This is a genomic window from Persicobacter sp. CCB-QB2, assembly GCF_001274635.1.
Taxonomy (GTDB): Bacteria; Bacteroidota; Bacteroidia; order Cytophagales; family Cyclobacteriaceae; genus Persicobacter; species Persicobacter diffluens.
This window is the reverse complement of sequence record NZ_LBGV01000001.1, coordinates 265,817-284,525: the sequence shown is the minus strand read 5'-3', so window position 1 is coordinate 284,525 and position 18,709 is coordinate 265,817. Positions and strand designations below refer to the sequence as shown.

General features: G+C 42.8%; 7 protein-coding genes. 1 reads left to right on the top strand and 6 read right to left on the bottom strand.

All coding sequences use genetic code 11. From position 1 onward, the window contains the following. The first annotated feature begins 14 nt into the window (after positions 1-14). On the top strand, positions 15-1,022 hold the full coding sequence (locus tag NG22_RS01355) for an acyl-CoA reductase (RefSeq protein ID WP_053404055.1): 1,008 nt from the start codon (positions 15-17) through the stop codon (positions 1,020-1,022). A gap of 48 nt (positions 1,023-1,070) precedes the next feature. On the opposite strand, the gene NG22_RS01350 is transcribed toward NG22_RS01355, so the two are convergent. From NG22_RS01350 to NG22_RS01325, 6 genes are all read right to left on the bottom strand, one after another. Next, positions 1,071-3,791 carry a gliding motility-associated C-terminal domain-containing protein gene (locus NG22_RS01350; RefSeq protein WP_053404054.1) on the bottom strand — a complete coding sequence of 907 codons (2,721 nt, stop codon included), beginning with the start codon at positions 3,789-3,791 and terminating at the stop codon, positions 1,071-1,073. A gap of 23 nt (positions 3,792-3,814) precedes the next feature. Continuing rightward, complete coding sequence (locus NG22_RS01345) at positions 3,815-14,722, bottom strand: hypothetical protein (protein WP_053404053.1); 10,908 nt, start codon at positions 14,720-14,722, stop codon at positions 3,815-3,817. Positions 14,723-14,724: 2 nt separating this feature from the next. Then, the gene (locus NG22_RS01340; RefSeq protein ID WP_157600805.1) at positions 14,725-15,078 is read right to left on the bottom strand and encodes a hypothetical protein; all 354 of its coding nucleotides are present in this window, start codon (positions 15,076-15,078) and stop codon (positions 14,725-14,727) included. Positions 15,079-15,335: 257 nt separating this feature from the next. Then, positions 15,336-16,262: an NAD(P)-dependent oxidoreductase gene (locus tag NG22_RS01335; protein ID WP_053404051.1), complete on the bottom strand. Its 927-nt coding sequence runs from the start codon at positions 16,260-16,262 to the stop codon at positions 15,336-15,338. Between the two features lie 24 nt (positions 16,263-16,286). Continuing rightward, positions 16,287-16,913: a phosphoadenylyl-sulfate reductase gene (locus NG22_RS01330; protein ID WP_253275638.1), complete on the bottom strand. Its 627-nt coding sequence runs from the start codon at positions 16,911-16,913 to the stop codon at positions 16,287-16,289. Between the two features lie 142 nt (positions 16,914-17,055). Next, the gene (locus NG22_RS01325; protein ID WP_053404049.1) at positions 17,056-18,570 is read right to left on the bottom strand and encodes an NAD(P)/FAD-dependent oxidoreductase; all 1,515 of its coding nucleotides are present in this window, start codon (positions 18,568-18,570) and stop codon (positions 17,056-17,058) included. Between the last annotated feature and the right edge of the window lie 139 nt (positions 18,571-18,709).

Genomic DNA, 18,709 nt, shown 5'->3' with positions numbered 1-18,709 from the left:
AAAACATGAAATAAATGACAGTCAGCGAACGAATAAAAGGATTAGCGGTTTTGGGGCAATACCTCAGAGGGCTCTCAAAAGCAGAAAAAGAAGGTTTATTTTTCAGTGCAGAGTCAAAAAACAATTGGTTCACCCCTTCCAATGTTGAAGAAGCCTTTAATGGTATTTTACTATTTTTAGAAGCATCAAAATTACAGGAGCTTTGCCAACAGCACCAGGGGCTTTCCAATAATTTCAGCGATAAAAAAATCGGATTGGTATTAGCCGGCAACATTCCCATGGTAGGTTTCCATGATTTGCTTTGCGTACTTTTATCCGGACACCGGGCCCTGATTAAACTCAGCAGCCAGGATGAAGTGCTGATGAAATTCATCATCAATAGCCTGAAAGAGATTTGCCCACCTCTATATGAACAAATTACCATTGCGGAAAGGTTGAATGATGCCGATGCTTTTATTGCCACCGGAAGTGATAATACGGCTCGTTATTTCCACCATTATTTCAGCAAGAAGCCCAATATCATTCGAAAAAACAGGACTTCACTGGCCATTCTTTCGGGAAATGAATCCGAAGAAGATTTTAAGGGCTTGGGAAAAGACATTTTCACCTTTTTCGGTTTAGGTTGTCGAAATATCTCCAAAGTGCTGGTACCGGAAGGATATAACTTCACCCCTTTTTTGGATGCCCTTCAATCTTATAAAGCGGTAGGGGATCATCATAAGTATGCCAATAATTATGATTACAATAAATCCATTTTGCTAGTCAACCGAGTGCCTCACCTGGATTCCGGCTTTCTGCTGCTTCAACAATCAGAGGCGATGGTTTCCCCTATTAGTGTTTTGTTTTACGAAACCTATAAAACGGAGGAAGACATTAAGCAATACCTTTCCCAGCATCAGGAAAAGATTCAATGCGTGGTAGGTAATGCTACTCCATACATTCCTTTTGGGAAAGCGCAGGCCCCCGAAATCGATGATTTCGCAGACAATGTCGATACCCTGGCATTTCTGCAGGATTTATAATTGATCACTATAAAAAAAAGGTCGGGCAAATGCCCGACCTTTTTTTTATTAATTTGATGATATCCTCCCTTTAAAGACCTCTACCCAACCACTGAACTTCCCGTGTTCTTTGGCATCTAAAGAGTAGAAATAAGTACCGTCCGGCAAGCCATTTGCTCTCCAGGCATTCTCTTTTCTGTAATCGTCATTCTTATAAACAATGCCACCCCACTGATTGGTAATCACCATTTTCCAACCACCTTCTTCATCTCCTTCCGGCATGTTTCGAACATAAAACGTTTCATTAACGCCATCTCCGTTAGGGGTAAAGACATTCGGAATCCAAACACTTGGGTCAGCCTCCAGGTAAATTTCATCACTGATCACTAAGCAGCCTTCACCTTTGCGATCTCTGAATTCGATTTGGTAACTACCCGCTGGTAACTGCTCCCATTGCTCTTCATAAACGTCTCCGATAATTCTTTGATCGTCTATGGCTATCCAATCTTGTTCTGGTAGTATTTGTCCTGGTTTTTCTGGCGCAATTTGATGAATTCTCACTTCATAGCCACCCAAACCAGATCGGAAGAAATCTTTCACACCAATAATACCTGAACCACGGTCTTCAAAAGATAACCTAATTACTTCGATACCTTCGATCGCCATTTCACTGCCCGGACCAATAATGGTGTAAACATCAGACCTGGATTCTACCGTACAGCCGGCTACGAATTGGAAACCTTTCACAAAGTAATCTCCAGGAACTATATTTTGATCAAAAGTGAAAGTATTGAAGTCGGTAAAATCCTCTGTGATTTCCTCCACCAATGACTCTGATGAACCTACTTTTTTGAATAACTGAAGCGTAGTTTCCACCTCTGCCGTTCCAAAAATATTGGTTACCTCCACCATTGCGGACTCATCAATACAGCCTTGATCGGTAGTATTTACATCAAAGGTTACGGATAAAACCCCACCTGTGATAGAAACAAGCAATTCATTAGGACAGCCTGCATCAGGAGAACCAGCCTTCAATACCACCTGATACTCTCCATTGGTCAAGCCCTCATAAGTCATTTTCTTATCAAACATCTGCTCAAATGCTCCCCCATTTAGGGAAATATAATATGGAGCCGGGGCAGAAGTTTGTGCTTCATCTACTCTGATGGTAAAGGCGCCATCCTTTCCATTTCCTTCGCAAGAAGGAGGGGTAATGATAGGGTCTCTGTAGTATACCAAATCAGGAGAGGTAACCTCTATTTCCCTGATGACAGAACATCCTTTAGCATCGATTACTTCAAAGACATATTCCCCTCTTGACAAGCCCGGTATAATACCATCCTCCGGTAGTGAGTAATCCTGTCCATTAAACTTATAAGCATATGGTTGCTCACCGCCCGAAATGCGAAGGTGAATTTCACCATCATTATTATTACATGAAGATGGTTCTATGGACCATTGAACATCAATATCCGAATTACCATCCAAGAATACTTTACCCGACTTCTGACAATTATTATCAGCGGAAGTCACAATATAAGTATACTCACCCGCAAGTAAATTCTGGAATAAACCATTATCCTGCTCAATCGTCTCCTCAGCCGTAATCAATTGGTAAGTGAAATTAGCCGCTTGATTTGGCGTCAGCACGATCATTCCGGTTTCAGGCTTGTCGCAGGTTGGATTGGTAGCATTTACTTCAATTTCCAGTGTACTACAGTCCACCACAGATCCACAATCATCACCAACAACCACTCTCAACATCTCTGTAGAACAGTCTTCATCCGTTACCTGAACATAGTATTCATCTGCTGCTAAATTCTCAAATAAGCCTGTAGAACTAGTCGCAATGGAATTTTGTGCATTATCAAATAGTTCAAAAGATTCTGTTCCGGTGGTTGGCGTCACAATGGTTCTGATCGTTCCGTCAGCCGTATCGCAAGAAGCATCGTTCACATCGAAAGAAGTATTCAGGCCAAGGGCCGTAGAAACGTTTGCTGTTTTGGTTTGAATACAGTCTGTATCTCCACCATCAATACCAATCATTACTTCATAGCTCCCAGCCGAAATGCCATTTCCATTGATCGCCGTTACTTCAATAAATGGAGTAGTGAAAGTTCCACGATCACCATCAATTTCATAGAAGAATACGGTTCCATTTGGTGCTCCCGTAACCTGAACAACGATGGCGCCATCTGCAGATCCATTACATTTCTCTGCATTGGTAGAAACGGCGGTAATCAAATCTCTGGAACACTCAAAACAATGATCCGGATTTTCGATCTCCACAAATAATGGATCGGATTGACATCCATTACCATCCTGAACCACTACCTGATAAGTTCCAGCAGTTAATCCTGTTCTTGTTGCACTATTTACCGAAGCATCATCGGCCCAGATATAAGTGTAATTGCTATCACTTCCATTGGAAGCCACCACGGTGATTTGACCGTCCGCAGCCTCACAATCGGACTCATCCACTTTGGAATCTAAGGTAACCTCCGGATAATTGGTTGCCGGAAGAATTTCAATTTCCAGAACATTACTTATACAGTCTCTTCCATCCTCAACGCTAACGGCATAAGTTCCCGGAGTCAATGCGGTTCTTACATTGGTGTTCAGACTCGCATCATCCGACCAAATATAAGTGTAAGACCCGTCGCCATCTTCAGCAGCCACTTCAATGGCACCATCTTCGGCATTACAGAATTGCTCATCCTGCTTGCTCACTAAAACAACCGATGGTCCATCACTTGCCGGCAAAATCTCAATGTCCAAAGGATCACTCATACAGGCAGCATCATCTGTTACTGTTACCGTATAAATTCCCGGGATAATCCCGTTCTTTCTCCAATGGTAATATTTGCGTCGTCTGCCCAGGCAAATGTATAATTTCCGTTTCCGCCCTGACCGATAACGGTGATCGTTCCATCTTTACCATTACAGGTGGATTCATCTGTTTTATTATCCAACTCTACCGTTGGGACATCTCCCGCTCGGTTCACCGTAACTATCACTGCATCACTAATACAACCTGAAGCATCCTGAACACTTACGGTGTAATCACCAGGAGCTAAATTTAGTCTTTCTCCAACCGTGATGCTCGCATCATCTGCCCAAATAAAGGTGTATCCGGTTGTGCTGCCGCCTTGGCCGGAAACGCGAATCTCGCCATCATTGGCATTACAAGATTGCTCATCGATTACCTCATCAATGGAAACTGTCGGTACATCTCCCGCTCTATTAATGGTCACGGTAATGGCGATACTTTCACAACCTGCATCATCCTGAACACTTACGGTATAATCGCCAGGAGCCAATCCTGTTCTATTACCATCCGTAATAGAGGCATCATCTGACCAGTTGAAAACATATCCGTTACCTGTTCCGCCCTGACCGGAAACCGTGATGGTTCCATCGTTCAGGTTACAGCTGGTTTCGTCTGTCGCATCGTCCAATACAATTACAGGAGTATTGGTGGATGGAAGAATTTCTACTACAATCGCTTCACTTTCACAACCTGCTTCATCAATAAGGCTAATGGTATATTCTCCCACGGCCAAACCGGTTCTTCTTGCTTCCGTTGCCGAAGCGTCATCGGACCACTTATAGGTATAATTCACTCCTGTACCACCCTGGCCTGCAACCTCAATCGTTCCATCTCCTAGATTACAACCTGTCTCATCGATTTTTTCAACCAAACTGATCATTGGCGTATCTGAAGATGGTAAAATCTCTATCGAAATCGGGGTACTTGTACAACCTGCCGCGTCTACTGCCTGAACTTCATAAATTCCCGGAGCAAGGTTTGTTCTAATAGCCTCCGTTTCAGTGGCATCATCTGACCAAATGTAAGTATATGGTGCTGTTCCATCCTGACCTGCAACGGTGATCGTTCCGTTATTCGCTCCACAAGTTGTCTCATCTGTTTTAGTATCCAATACAATGGTTGGTGCATCACCCGATGGGTTCACCGTTACTATCACTGCATCACTAATACAACCTGAAGCATCCTGAACACTTACGGTGTAATCACCAGGAGCTAAATTTAGTCTTTCTCCAACCGTGATGCTTGCATCATCTGCCCAAATAAAGTTGTATCCGGTTGTGCTGCCGCCCTGGCCGGAAACGCGAATCTCGCCATCATTGGCATTACAAGATTGCTCATCGATTACCTCATCAATGGAAACTGTCGGAACATTTGACGCTCTATTGATGGTCACGGTAATGGTGTTACTTTCACAACCTGCATCATCCTGAACACTTACGGTATAATCGCCAGGAGCCAATCCTGTTCTATTACCATCCGTAATAGAGGCATCATCTGACCAGTTGAAAACATATCCGTTACCTGTTCCGCCCTGACCGGAAACCGTGATGGTTCCATCGTTCAGGTTACAGCTGGTTTCGTCTGTCGCATCGTCCAATACAATTACAGGAGTATTGGTGGATGGAAGAATTTCTACTACAATCGCTTCACTTTCGCAACCTGCCTCATCAATAAGGCTAATGGTATAATCTCCCACGGCCAAACCAGTTCTTCTTGCTTCCGTTGCCGAAGCATCATCGGACCACTTATAGGTATAATTCACTCCTGTACCTCCCTGGCCAGCAACCTCAATCGTTCCATCTCCTAGATTACAACCTGTCTCATCGATTTTTTCAACCAAACTGATCATTGGCGTATCTGAAGAAGGTAAAATCTCTATCGAAATCGGTGTACTGGTACAACCTGCCGCGTCCACTGCCTGAACTTCATAAATTCCAGGAGCAAGGTTTGTTCTGATAGCCTCCGTTTCAGTGGCATCATCTGACCAAATGTAAGTATATGGTGATGTTCCATCCTGACCTTCAACAGTAATCGTTCCGTTATTAGCTCCACAAGTTGTTTCATCGGTTTTAGTATCCAAAACGATGGTTGGTGCATCACCCGATGGGTTCACCGTTACTATCACTGCATCACTAATACAACCTGAAGCATCCTGAACACTTACGGTGTAATCACCAGGAACAAGATTTAATCTTTCTCCATCCGTAATCGTCGCATCATCTTCCCAAATAAAGGTGTATCCGGTTGTGCTGCCGCCCTGGCCGGAAACGCGAATCTCGCCATCATTGGCATTACAGGATTGCTCATCGATTACCTCATCAATGGAAACTGTCGGAACATTTGACGCTCTATTAATGGTCACGGTAATGGTGGTACTTTCACAACCTGCATCATCCTGAACGCTAACGACATAGTCGCCAGGAGCCAATCCTGTTCTATTACCATCCGTGATAGAGGCATCATCTGACCAGTTGAAAACATATCCGTTACCTGTTCCGCCCTGACCGGAAACCGTAATGGTCCCATCGTTCAGGTTACAGCTGGTTTCGTCCGTTGAGTCATCCAATACAATTACAGGAGTATTGGTGGATGGAAGAATTTCAACAACAATCGCCTCACTTTCGCAACCTGCCTCATCAATAAGGCTAATGGTATATTCTCCCACAGCCAAACCTGTTCTTCTTGCCTCCGTTGCCGAGGCATCATCAGACCACTTATAGGTATAATTCACTCCGATACCTCCCTGGCCGGCTACCTCAATAATTCCATCTCCTAGATTACAACCTGTCTCATCGATTTTTTCAACCAAACTGATCATTGGCGTATCTGAAGAAGGCAAAATCTCTATCGAAATTGGGGTACTGGTACAACCTGCCGCGTCCACTGCCTGAACTTCATAAATTCCAGGAGCAAGATTAGTTCTGTTGGCCGCTGTTTCAGTGGCATCATCTGACCAAATGTAAGTGTATGGTGATGTTCCATCCTGACCTTCAACGGTAATCGTTCCGTTATTAGCTCCACAAGTTGTCTCATCTGTTTTAGTATCCAATACAATGGTTGGCGTATCAGATGAAGGTAAGATCTCAATAGCAATGGAAGTACTTTGACAACCATTGTCATCCTGAACATAAACTTCATAAGTCCCAGGCGCCAAATTATCTCTTGTTGCTGCTGTAACTGAAGCATCATCCGCCCAAACATAAGTATAAGGGCTAAGACCTCCCAGGCCTTCAACTTCTATAGTACCGTTATTCAAATTACAGCCCGTCTCATCTGTTTTTGAAATTAAATGAACCGAAGGTGTATTTGGCGCTGCAAGAATTTCAACTGAAAATGGATCACTCACACAACCATTACCCTCTGTAACTGTAACCGTATAAGTCCCCGGCGCCAGATCTGTACGAATTGGCAGATTGATCGTAGCATCATCTTCCCAAGCATAAGTATAATTACCATCACCACCAAGAACCGAAATCTCAATACTACCATCATTGGCATTACAGGTGCTTTCATCCTCACTGTCCACCAAAGTAATGATTGGCTGATCAGAAGAAGGTAAAATAGTCACGGTAATTGCATCACTTGTACAACCTGTGGCATCGGTACTGCTCACCACATAATCACCAGGGGCAAGGTTATTTCTATAGTTAGAAGTTTCTGATGGAGCATCATCCCAGTGGTAGGTAAATGGTGCCGTCCCGTCAGTGGTTGACAAAGTAATTTCTCCATCATTGGCATTACAGCCACCCTCATCTATTTTATCGTCTACTAAAACTACCGGACGATTAGATGATGGTAAAATCTCAATATCTACTGGACTTGCTGTACATCCGTTAGCATCAGACACCGTAACCGTATATATCCCAGGCGCTAGCCCTGTTCTATCTGCCGTGGTAATGGTATTATCATCTGCCCAAACATAGGTGTAATCAGCTGTTCCACCTGATACCTGAACCTGAATAGTTCCATCATGACTATTACAGTTTTGCTCATCGGTTTTGGTAAAAGTAACCACCGGCCCATCTGCCGATGGATTAACCGTAATATTCAAAGTATTTGAATTACATCCATTTGCATCCGTAACATGAACCTCATAATCTCCGGGAGTCAGATTGTTTCGTTCTCCAGAATTAATGGTGTTATCATCTGCCCAAACGAAGGTGTAATCAGGGGTTCCATTTTCTACTTTCAATAAAATATAACCATCTGCTGCATTACACACCGTTTCATCTCGTACTTCCTCTAAAGTTAAAATTGGAGAATTAGTAGAAGGGTTAATAACCACTTCTAAAGGCGCACTTTCACAACCGAATCCATCTCTGGCAATGACTTCATAAGAACCCGGCGCTAAGCCTGTTCTTTCGCTAATCGTTATGCTGGCATCATCTGACCAAATGAAGGTATAGTTCAAATCACCACCCGTTGCAGACACTTCAATCTCTCCATCATTTCCATTACAGCTTTGTTCATCCTGACTTCTATCAAGGGTCACTACCACCGGGTCAATAATACCAAAATCAGAGTCGTTTGTAGAAACATTCGCCTGGCACAAAGCCTCTCCAACTATCACCTCAATCGCCGTTGGGATGGAAGAAATAGCGATATTACCGGTTCCGCCACAGGTTAATCGGTCCAATTGAATTTCAAATAAAACCTCCCCATTAGCGAGGGTTTGGGCATTCACCGCATCACTACTCCAGCTAAAAGTCAAATTACCGGGAGCAAAAACAATATCCGTTGTTGGGTTAATCGCTGGTGAAATAGCGCTATTAAAGCTATTCACCATTGGGTTCCCAAAAATCATATCATCCCATTGTACCGAAAACTGCATTCCATGTAAATCGGTCACTCCGTCAGAGGTAATGGCAAATACGATTCGATCGTTTTGATTTACAACCTGAGTAACATTGAAAGTCACATTAGTCAAGGGTGTAATCACCACATTCACCGGTAATGATTCCGAACAAGATCCTAAAGTGGCTTCAATCCAATACGCTCCATCAGCAGTAACTACTGCGCTAATTACATTGCCTCCTGCATTTGGATCGCCGTCGTAAAAAGTAAGGTTAGCACCAGAGGTTAGCTGATCTACGGCATTATTCAAATCAAAAGATTCACATGCTGATTGATTGGCAATTACCGAGAACTCTAAATTATTGATTACCACATCCAAGTCATCAGAAATGATCCCACAAATTCCACCCGCCTTTTCTGCGGAGAGTATAATGTTCACACTACCATTGGCAATATCTCCAACACCCGGCGTATAAGTTGGTGTCAAAGTATTCTCGTTAGTGAATACCCCGTCGCCTCCATTAGTAGACCAAACAAAAGTATCGTAATCGCCAGATATATTTCCAGACAATGTGACGATATCAGTAGCGCAAATTTGTTGGTCGGCACCGACATCGACAGTTATCAACCCGTCCACCGTCACCACTGCTACCGCATCTGCGATGGTAGCAGGACAAGCATTAGATTCACTGATTACCGATACCAAAGTATAGGTTGTTGTGGCTGTTGGGTTCAACGGAATATTATCCCCTGAGGTATAACCCGTAATCGCTGCTAAATCAGCCGTACCATCATTCAAGACTACGGTATAAGTGCCTATCGTATTGGTCAGGCTTACCGTTAAGTTAGCAGTCTCTCCCTCACAGATGGTTTGATCTGAAGCCAGACTCGCTGCTGACTCTTCAAAAATTTCTATAGATACATCATCTGAGGTGGCTGGACAAACCCCTGTACCTGTAATCGTCCAAGTGAAGGTATAAGTCCCTGCTACTGTCGCTGAGAAAGTAGCGTTTGGTAAATTTGCATTATCAAAAGCACCGGTTGTTGGAACTACTGTCCACTCTCCCGTTTCTCCAGCACTGGCATCAGGTATATTTCCATTTAACTGGTAAACAAAATCACAGGAAACATCATCTGAACCGGCATTCGCTGCAGTTACGGGTTCATCCACCGTCACCACTGCTACCGCATCTGCGATGGTAGCAGGACAAGCATTGGATTCACTTGTCACAGAAACCAAAGTATAAGTTGTTGTGGCTGTTGGGTTCAACGGAATATTATCCCCTGAGGTATAACCCGTAATTGCTGCTAAATCAGCCGTACCATCATTCAAGACTACGGTATAAGTACCTATCGCATTGACCAAGCTTACCGTTAAGTTAGCAGTCTCTCCCTCACAGATGGTTTGATCTGAAGCCAGACTCGCTGCTGACTCTTCAAAAATTTCTATAGATACATCATCTGAGGTGGCTGGACAAACCCCTGTACCTGTAATCGTCCAAGTGAAGGTATAAGTCCCTGCTGCTGTCGCGGAGAAAGTAGCGTTTGGTAAATTTGCATTATCAAAAGCACCGGTTGTTGGAACTACTGTCCACTCTCCCGTTTCTCCAGCACTGGCATCAGGCGTATTTCCATTTAACTGGTAAACAAAACTACAGGAAGTATCATCGGATCCTGCATTCGCTGCAGTTACGGGTTCATCCACCGTCACCACTGCTACCGCATCTGCGATGGTAGCAGGACAAGCATTGGATTCACTTGTCACAGAAACCAAAGTATAAGTTGTTGTCGCTGTTGGGCTCAACGGAATATTATCCCCTGAGGTATAACCCGTAATCGCTGCTAAATCAGCCGTACCATCATTCAAGACTACGGTATAAGTACCTATCGCATTGACCAAGCTTACCGTCAAGTTAGCAGTCTCTCCCTCACAGATGGTTTGATCTGAAGCCAGACTCGCTGCTGACTCTTCAAAAATTTCTATAGATACATCATCTGAGGTGGCTGGACAAACCCCTGTACCTGTAATCGTCCAAGTGAAGGTATAAGTCCCTGCTACTGTCGCTGAGAAAGTAGCGTTTGGTAAATTTGCATTATCAAAAGCACCGGTTGTTGGAACTACCGTCCACTCTCCCGTTTCTCCAGCACTGGCATCAGGTATATTTCCATTTAACTGGTAAACAAAATCACAGGAAACATCATCTGAGCCGGCATTCGCTGCAGTTACGGGTTCATCCACCGTCACCACTGCTACCGCATCTGCGATGGTAGCAGGACAAGCATTAGATTCACTTGTCACAGAAACCAAAGTATAAGTTGTTGTGGCTGTTGGGTTCAACGGAATATTATCCCCTGAGGTATAACCCGTAATCGCTGCTAAATCAGCCGTACCATCATTCAAGACTACGGTATAAGTGCCTATCGTATTGGTCAGGCTTACCGTTAAGTTAGCAGTCTCTCCCTCACAGATGGTTTGATCTGAAGCCAGACTCGCTGCTGACTCTTCAAAAATTTCTATAGATACATCATCTGAGGTGGCTGGACAAACCCCTGTACCTGTAATCGTCCAAGTGAAGGTATAAGTCCCTGCTACTGTCGCTGAGAAAGTAGCGTTTGGTAAATTTGCATTATCAAAAGCACCGGTTGTTGGAACTACTGTCCACTCTCCCGTTTCTCCAGCACTGGCATCAGGCGTATTTCCATTTAACTGGTAAACAAAACTACAGGAAGTATCATCGGATCCTGCATTCGCTGCAGTTACGGGTTCATCCACCGTCACCACTGCTACCGCATCTGCGATGGTAGCAGGACAAGCATTGGATTCACTTGTCACAGAAACCAAAGTATAAGTTGTTGTCGCTGTTGGGCTCAACGGAATATTATCCCCTGAGGTATAACCCGTAATCGCTGCTAAATCAGCCGTACCATCATTCAAGACTACGGTATAAGTACCTATCGCATTGACCAAGCTTACCGTCAAGTTAGCAGTCTCTCCCTCACAGATGGTTTGATCTGAAGCCAGACTCGCTGCTGACTCTTCAAAAATTTCTATAGATACATCATCTGAGGTGGCTGGACAAACCCCTGTACCTGTAATCGTCCAAGTGAAGGTATAAGTCCCTGCTACTGTCGCTGAGAAAGTAGCGTTTGGTAAATTTGCATTATCAAAAGCACCGGTTGTTGGAACTACCGTCCACTCTCCCGTTTCTCCAGCACTGGCATCAGGTATATTTCCATTTAACTGGTAAACAAAATCACAGGAAACATCATCTGAGCCGGCATTCGCTGCAGTTACGGGTTCATCCACCGTCACCACTGCTACCGCATCTGCGATGGTAGCAGGACAAGCATTAGATTCACTTGTCACAGAAACCAAAGTATAAGTTGTTGTGGCTGTTGGGCTCAACGGAATATTATCCCCTGAGGTATAACCCGTAATTGCTGCTAAATCAGCCGTACCATCATTCAAGACTACGGTATAAGTACCTATCGCATTGACCAAGCTTATCGTTAAGTTAGCAGTCTCTCCCTCACAGATGGTTTGATCTGAAGCCAGACTCGCTGCTGACTCTTCAAAAATTTCTATAGATACATCATCTGAGGTGGCTGGACAAACCCCTGTACCTGTAATCGTCCAAGTGAAGGTATAAGTCCCTGCTACTGTCGCTGAGAAAGTAGCGTTTGGTAAATTTGCATTATCAAAAGCACCGGTTGTTGGAACTACTGTCCACTCTCCCGTTTCTCCAGCACTGGCATCAGGTATATTTCCATTTAACTGATAAACAAAATCACAGGAAACATCATCTGAACCGGCATTCGCTGCAGTTACGGGTTCATCCACCGTCACCACTGCTACCGCATCAACGATAGTTGCAGGACAAGCATTAGATTCACTTGTCACAGAAACCAAAGTATAGGTTGTTGTGGCTGTTGGGTTCAACGGAATATTATCCCCTGAGGTATAACCCGTAATCGCTGCTAAATCAGCCGTACCATCATTCAAGACTACGGTATAAGTGCCTATCGTATTGGTCAGGCTTACCGTTAAATTCGCGGTCTCTCCCTCACAGATGGTTTGATCTGAAGCCAGACTCGCTGCTGACTCTTCAAAAATTTCTATAGATACATCATCTGAGGTGGCTGGACAAACCCCTGTACCTGTAATCGTCCAAGTAAATGTATAAGTCCCTGCTGCTGTCGCGGAGAAAGTAGCGTTTGGTAAATTTGCATTATCAAAAGCACCGGTTGTTGGAACTACTGTCCACTCTCCCGTTTCTCCAGCACTGGCATCAGGCGTATTTCCATTTAACTGATAAACAAAATCACAGGAAACATCATCTGAGCCGGCATTGGCCGTGGTAACAGCGGGATCAATAGTAATATTAATAAAATCTTCTACGGCATCACAGCTACCATTAACATTTGAAGTAATCGTCAAAGTCACTGAACCTGATGAAATATCATTCACCCCAAGCGTATAGTTTGACTTTGGATCTGACACATCATCAAAAATTCCATCACCAGAAGTGGTCCAGGTAATCCCGGTCGCACCACCTGAAAATGAACCATCCAAAGCCACTACCTCATTAGAGCAAACCGTTTGATCAGCTCCCGCGTCAACAATTGGAGTTGCATTTATCTGAACAATAACCTGATCCGTCACGGGAGCACAATTCCCATTAGGAGAGGAAACAGTCAAAGTAAATGTGATTTGACTTAAAGTTTCATCGCCAAGCACAAATGTATAAACCGCGGTAGAAGGATCTGCAGGATCATAAGCATTAAACGCCCCATTTCCATCATGGCTCCAATTTCCTGTAGCTCCAGTACCTGTTAAAGAAGACGTTGTAAATGCAAAAGTATTTCCTGGAATATCTACCTGACACACCTGCCCGGGGTCACCAGCATCAGCGGTTGGAGTTTCATCAATGGTTACCTCAACAGCCTCCTTCACGGTACAAGAATATCCATTCTCTACCTTTATATAATAGGTATTTGTTCCTAAATCTGAAACGGTACTACCAGGAAGTAAGGTCCCTGAAGCATCAGGATCTCCTAAATAATATTCATAAGTATTTGCACCATCAAAATCAGTAATTAGGGATTGCAGGTCAAAATTATCACAAGCATCTACCGAAATAGCTGATAAAGTTAAGGTTGGCAACTCATTAATAACCAAAGTAAAAGGCTCCGGATCACTTTCACATCCAGTGACTGTATTTTCCTGCGTCACATAGTATGTATAGGTATTAACTGCGCCCGCACCTCCATCAGTCGCTGGATTAAATGTAACCCCCGTGGCGATCAAATTAGTCCCGGCAGCATCGGAATACCAATTTATTCCTGTTCCGGTGGCGTCAATAGTTGCCGTAAAGGTTGGAATTGGATCAGCAAAACAAACTGTTTTATTGTCTGCATCCAGTACTGGAACGTTAATATTTCTTCCATCTCCTACAACAATATCGGTTAATTGCGCAACACAATTATTTGCATCTGTAAAAGTAATAGCGTAATTCCCATGGACAAGATCCTCAAACTGAACGGAAACACCTTCTCCAATATTTAGAAAAGAATCCGACTGTGGACCTGACAAATCAATATTGTAAGGAGGAGTCCCTCCTATGGCGCTAACACCCTGAATCTGGCCAGTATAAGGTGACTCACAATTAACATTATCTATGGTACCTGAAAAATCTGGAACTAATTCATCTGGTTCTCCTAAAGTGATAAACCTGCTGGTCTTTCCAAAAATACCTCCAATAGAAGTATCGGAAATATCTACGCGATAATCATTTGCACCTAACAAGGTTACAAAAGGATCATCAGGAATATTACCCGCAGCTCTACTAAACTCAAATGAGAAATCGCTAACCGGAACGTTGGATGAGGCTATAGGATATAAACTTCCATTATAGACCAAAAATAATTCATATAAGAAGGGACCTGTTCCTTGATCAACATTCAATATGATACGCCCGTCATTCCCCTCAAAGCAGGTAGGGTCAATTGCGGTATGACTAACCACTAATTGAGCTTTTGCTTCTTTGAAACCAAAAGAAAAAATTAGGGCAACAAGAAATAGTATAAACTTCCTCATAATTACTTCATTTCTACAAAAATGACCTGACTTTTACACAGAAGGGATTGCCCATTATTAAATGTTGCTAATACCTTGTATTCACACCCACCCTGTAATTGATCAAATAAGACTTTTTTCTTCCCTGAATTTTTTTCGGAAAGAATAGTCTCATAACCATTTTTAGAAATTTTCTGAAGTTTCACTTCAAAGCCTGAACTGGTGGTCACCATCAATTCAATGCTACCAGTAGCTTCTACTGACGAAGTTGGAGTTACTTTAATTAACCGGAGCTCATTTCCACAATCAGGAGACTGGGCCAATGAGTTAAAAGCAAAAAAAATAACAGCTATTACCGTAAATATATACTGCTTCATATGAAGATGTTGGGTGTTGTCTTATTATTATATACAGATCCAAAAAAAGGTAACCTTCTAAAAAATCTGATTAGGTTGATAATCTAAAAATGAACTAATTTTAAAAAAGAGGACATTTTAAGTTGAAAATATAAAAAAACTTACTCAACTGAGAAATTTCTTACGCGCAAATATCGAATATTTTTTATAATTGAACACGGAAAAACAAAAAAAACACCGCATTTGGCGGTGTTTTTCATCTTATAATAAGAAAGTTATCACATTGTGAATTCCCTTCTAAAGTCTTCCAATTCTTCCTGTAAAGGTCGGTTTTCCAAAGGCTTAACATACTCCCAAAGCTTGGAATCAGGGGAAACCATTAATTCCTTGAGAGATAAATGCTGATTCACAAAAATAAACTCGAGAGAAGGATAGAGTTCCTTCAACACATCAACGATATCAAGCACTTGCAAATTTTTCTCCACCATATTATAAACACCTGAAGGAGTTTTGGATCGGATCATTTGATACAGCACATTCACCAAATTACTTACATGAATAAACGCTCTTCTCTGTTTCCCGTCCCCATGAATTTGGATACGGTTGGAATAATGGGACTCAAACATGAACCGGTTTATCACGGCATCGAATCTCATGGTTTTACTGTAACCATAAACATTCCCGCTTCTGATAATAAAAGTTCGAATTTTATCCTTTAATCGGTTTACATGTTCCTCTCCACGAAATTTGGACACAGCATATAATGATTTCGGCATAGGAGCCGTTTCCTCTGTCAGCATTTGATCCGTATGATCACCATAGACAGAAACACTACTCAGGTAAACAAACATCTTCACAGAGTCAGACGCTTCCACCGCATCCACCACATTAGCTGTCCCCCAATGGTTGACCTGCTCAAAGGTAGAAACTTCGTTATTTTGAAGAGGAGTAGACACATGAGCGGCAAAATGATACACCACATCTACACCTTCCAAAGCTTTGGAAAGCTTTCTTCCGTCGAGAATATCCCCTTTAATAAACTTGATTTTGTGACCGTTTGGCGTAGGCCTGCCTAAAAACAAGTTATAATTTGCCCTACTGAGGTTATCATAAACAATGAGCTCATCCACCTCAGGGTGGTTAACAAGTAAGCGAGACAATTCCGTACCGATATACCCCGCCCCACCAGTTACCAATATTTTCATATAAAAAAATGCTTATTTCTAAAATTACTTTTTAACAAGATCCGTGTGCAAACCACACTCTACTTTATTCATCCCGTACCATCTGGCTTCGCGTTCTTGCATATCGGGATCCAATTTACGGGTACAGGGAGCACAACCAATACTCATATAGCCTTTTGAATCCAGCGGATGCTCCGGCAAATCAAACTCCTTGCGATACTGCCAGATCATTTTTGCATTCCAGTCCAGCATGGGGTGAAAACGAATGGAATCGTGTGGAGCGGGCTGCTCTACTTTCATCGCCTTCCGTACTGCACTTTGATCTCCGCGCACCCCATTGATCCAGACATCATATTCCCGTAAAACATTCTGCATAGGAGCTGTTTTATTCAAAAAGCAACAATAATCCGGATCTGAAGCGTAAAAAAATCGACCATCCTGATCTAATTGACGGCTCATCGAAACGGGCGTCTTCAGGTCTACCAAGTTTAAACCAAATCTCTCCGAAATTTCATCCCGAAACATCAAAGTTTCAGGAAAGTGAAAACCGGTATTAATAAAATATACCGGAATGGATTTGTCGATTCGGCTTAAAATGTGCAGCAACACAATACTATGCGTCTGGAAAGAGGATGAAGTAAAAACTCCTTTCCCTTCCTCTTTATACTGCATCAATTTTGTTTTAATTCCTTCGAAATCCAATGTGTTGTTTTTTTAGTATTGACTGGCAAATATAGTAATTATTCAAAGGGAATGAACGTCGGGGCAAAAACAATAAAGCAAGCAAAAGTTAAAAACGGATTAACAGAATAAATTACCGAAAAACATCACTTACCCCCAATTTTATTCCACTCCTTTCAATTTCCCCTTTCCAATCATTCCATAATTTTTCCGCAGCAATCATCCCACTAAGGGTAACCCCGGGAATTCCCTGCCCCGGATAAACGGTATCTCCTACTAAATAAGCCCCTTTCTTATCCCATCTAGCAGCATTCATTGCCCAGGGCTTAACAGATTTCAACTGAGGATATCCACCAACAAAGCCCCACTTTCTACCGGTCCATTTTTGCCAGGCTTTCTGAGTAGCACTATGCTGATAAATTATATTCTCTTTAGAAAAAATACCTTCCTTTTCTAATAGAGCTACAATTTCCTCCTCAATTTGCGTCTTTTCCAGGGTGAAATTGTGGTGAGGTTTTGCCAAATGTGTAGAAACGGAAGCCACCCGACAGCCGGATGTATCAGATCGTAAAGCATCCTGCTCATGACTCAAACTCACAAAAATAGATTGCGCACTTAAGCCACTCAATTTTTCCTTCAAATGAATTTGAAAATGCAAAGCCTTAAATTTCTGATCCGTCTTAAACCCAATCCCCATCTGAAAAGCACTATTCAATGCCTCAGGAGAAAACAAACGAGAGGAAAGTTCTTCCGAAAGCAAGCCTTCACTAATATCTGCCAAATTATTCACCGGAATCCCCCCCACTATAAATCTGGAGTGAAATTTTTCCTTTGAAGTAAGTACTTCATAGCCATCGCTGATGGATCGGATTTTCCGCACCTCTTTCCTCAACAACAAATCCCCACCCTTACTTTTCAAATAAGCCACCAGCGGATCGACTAAACTTTTCATTCCGCCATCTAAATAAAAATTACTGTAATTCGTATAACAAAGCGCTGCCGCCCCAAAAAGTGCATTCACCTGCTCCCGGGTGTTTTGGGCGGTAATCATCAATTGCTCATCCACAAATTCGCAGAAAGCCTGGTTCGATGCCAACCCAAATTCAACCAAAAGATCCTGAACTGTACTAAAAACAAACCGACCAAAGCCTATTTTTGAATAATCCATTTGACGAACAATCCGGGAAAGATCCTGCCATTTTTCCGGAGGAAAAGTAAGCTGTCGGGAAGATTGCTGCCAAACAAACTGACTTAACGCATAACACCGCTCCCAAAAGCCTCTTTGACCGGAAGGTCCAAAAACCCGCTCTGCCTCCTGTATCCATTTATCAATATCCTGATACCGGCTAATCCAACCCCCTTTTTTAAGTTTAACGCGCATCGGGAGTTCAAGCTTCCGGGCATTTATCCGAAGACCAATGGTATCTAAAAAGACCTTTAAGGGCATTCCTTCATCTAAACCCACCAGGGTGGTCGCCCCAGCTTCAAAGACAAAGCCCTTTCTCCAATAAGAAGTCGTGCAGCCGCCGGGAATCCAGTTTTGTTCAAGTATGGTGACTTTTAAGCCTTTTTGTGCCAGAAGACAAGCCGCCGTTAAGCTCCCCATCCCGCTCCCGACAACCAACACATCTGAAAATTTCGTATTCATAGTCTGAGTCATACCCTAAAAGCGTTAGGAGAAATTAAATAGTTTCAATTATCAAAGGCTTCAATGGCAATATCTTAAAGTTTTATAAGCCAAAGAGGCCTTTGTAGCCAGCTCAGGTGCAAATTGAAAATTTTATTAT

Bases quoted from the DNA above. Each gene is read 5' to 3' on its own strand.
- NG22_RS01355 (WP_053404055.1), top strand. From the start codon at position 15: ATGACAGTCAGCGAACGAATAAAAGGATTAGCGGTTTTGGGGCAATAC.
- NG22_RS01350 (WP_053404054.1), bottom strand. From the start codon at position 3,791: ATGAGTGATCCTTTGGACATTGAGATTTTGCCGGCAAGTGATGGACCA.
- NG22_RS01345 (WP_053404053.1), bottom strand. From the start codon at position 14,722: ATGAGGAAGTTTATACTATTTCTTGTTGCCCTAATTTTTTCTTTTGGT.
- NG22_RS01340 (WP_157600805.1), bottom strand. From the start codon at position 15,078: ATGAAGCAGTATATATTTACGGTAATAGCTGTTATTTTTTTTGCTTTT.
- NG22_RS01335 (WP_053404051.1), bottom strand. From the start codon at position 16,262: ATGAAAATATTGGTAACTGGTGGGGCGGGGTATATCGGTACGGAATTG.
- NG22_RS01330 (WP_253275638.1), bottom strand. From the start codon at position 16,913: ATGCAGTATAAAGAGGAAGGGAAAGGAGTTTTTACTTCATCCTCTTTC.
- NG22_RS01325 (WP_053404049.1), bottom strand. From the start codon at position 18,570: ATGAATACGAAATTTTCAGATGTGTTGGTTGTCGGGAGCGGGATGGGG.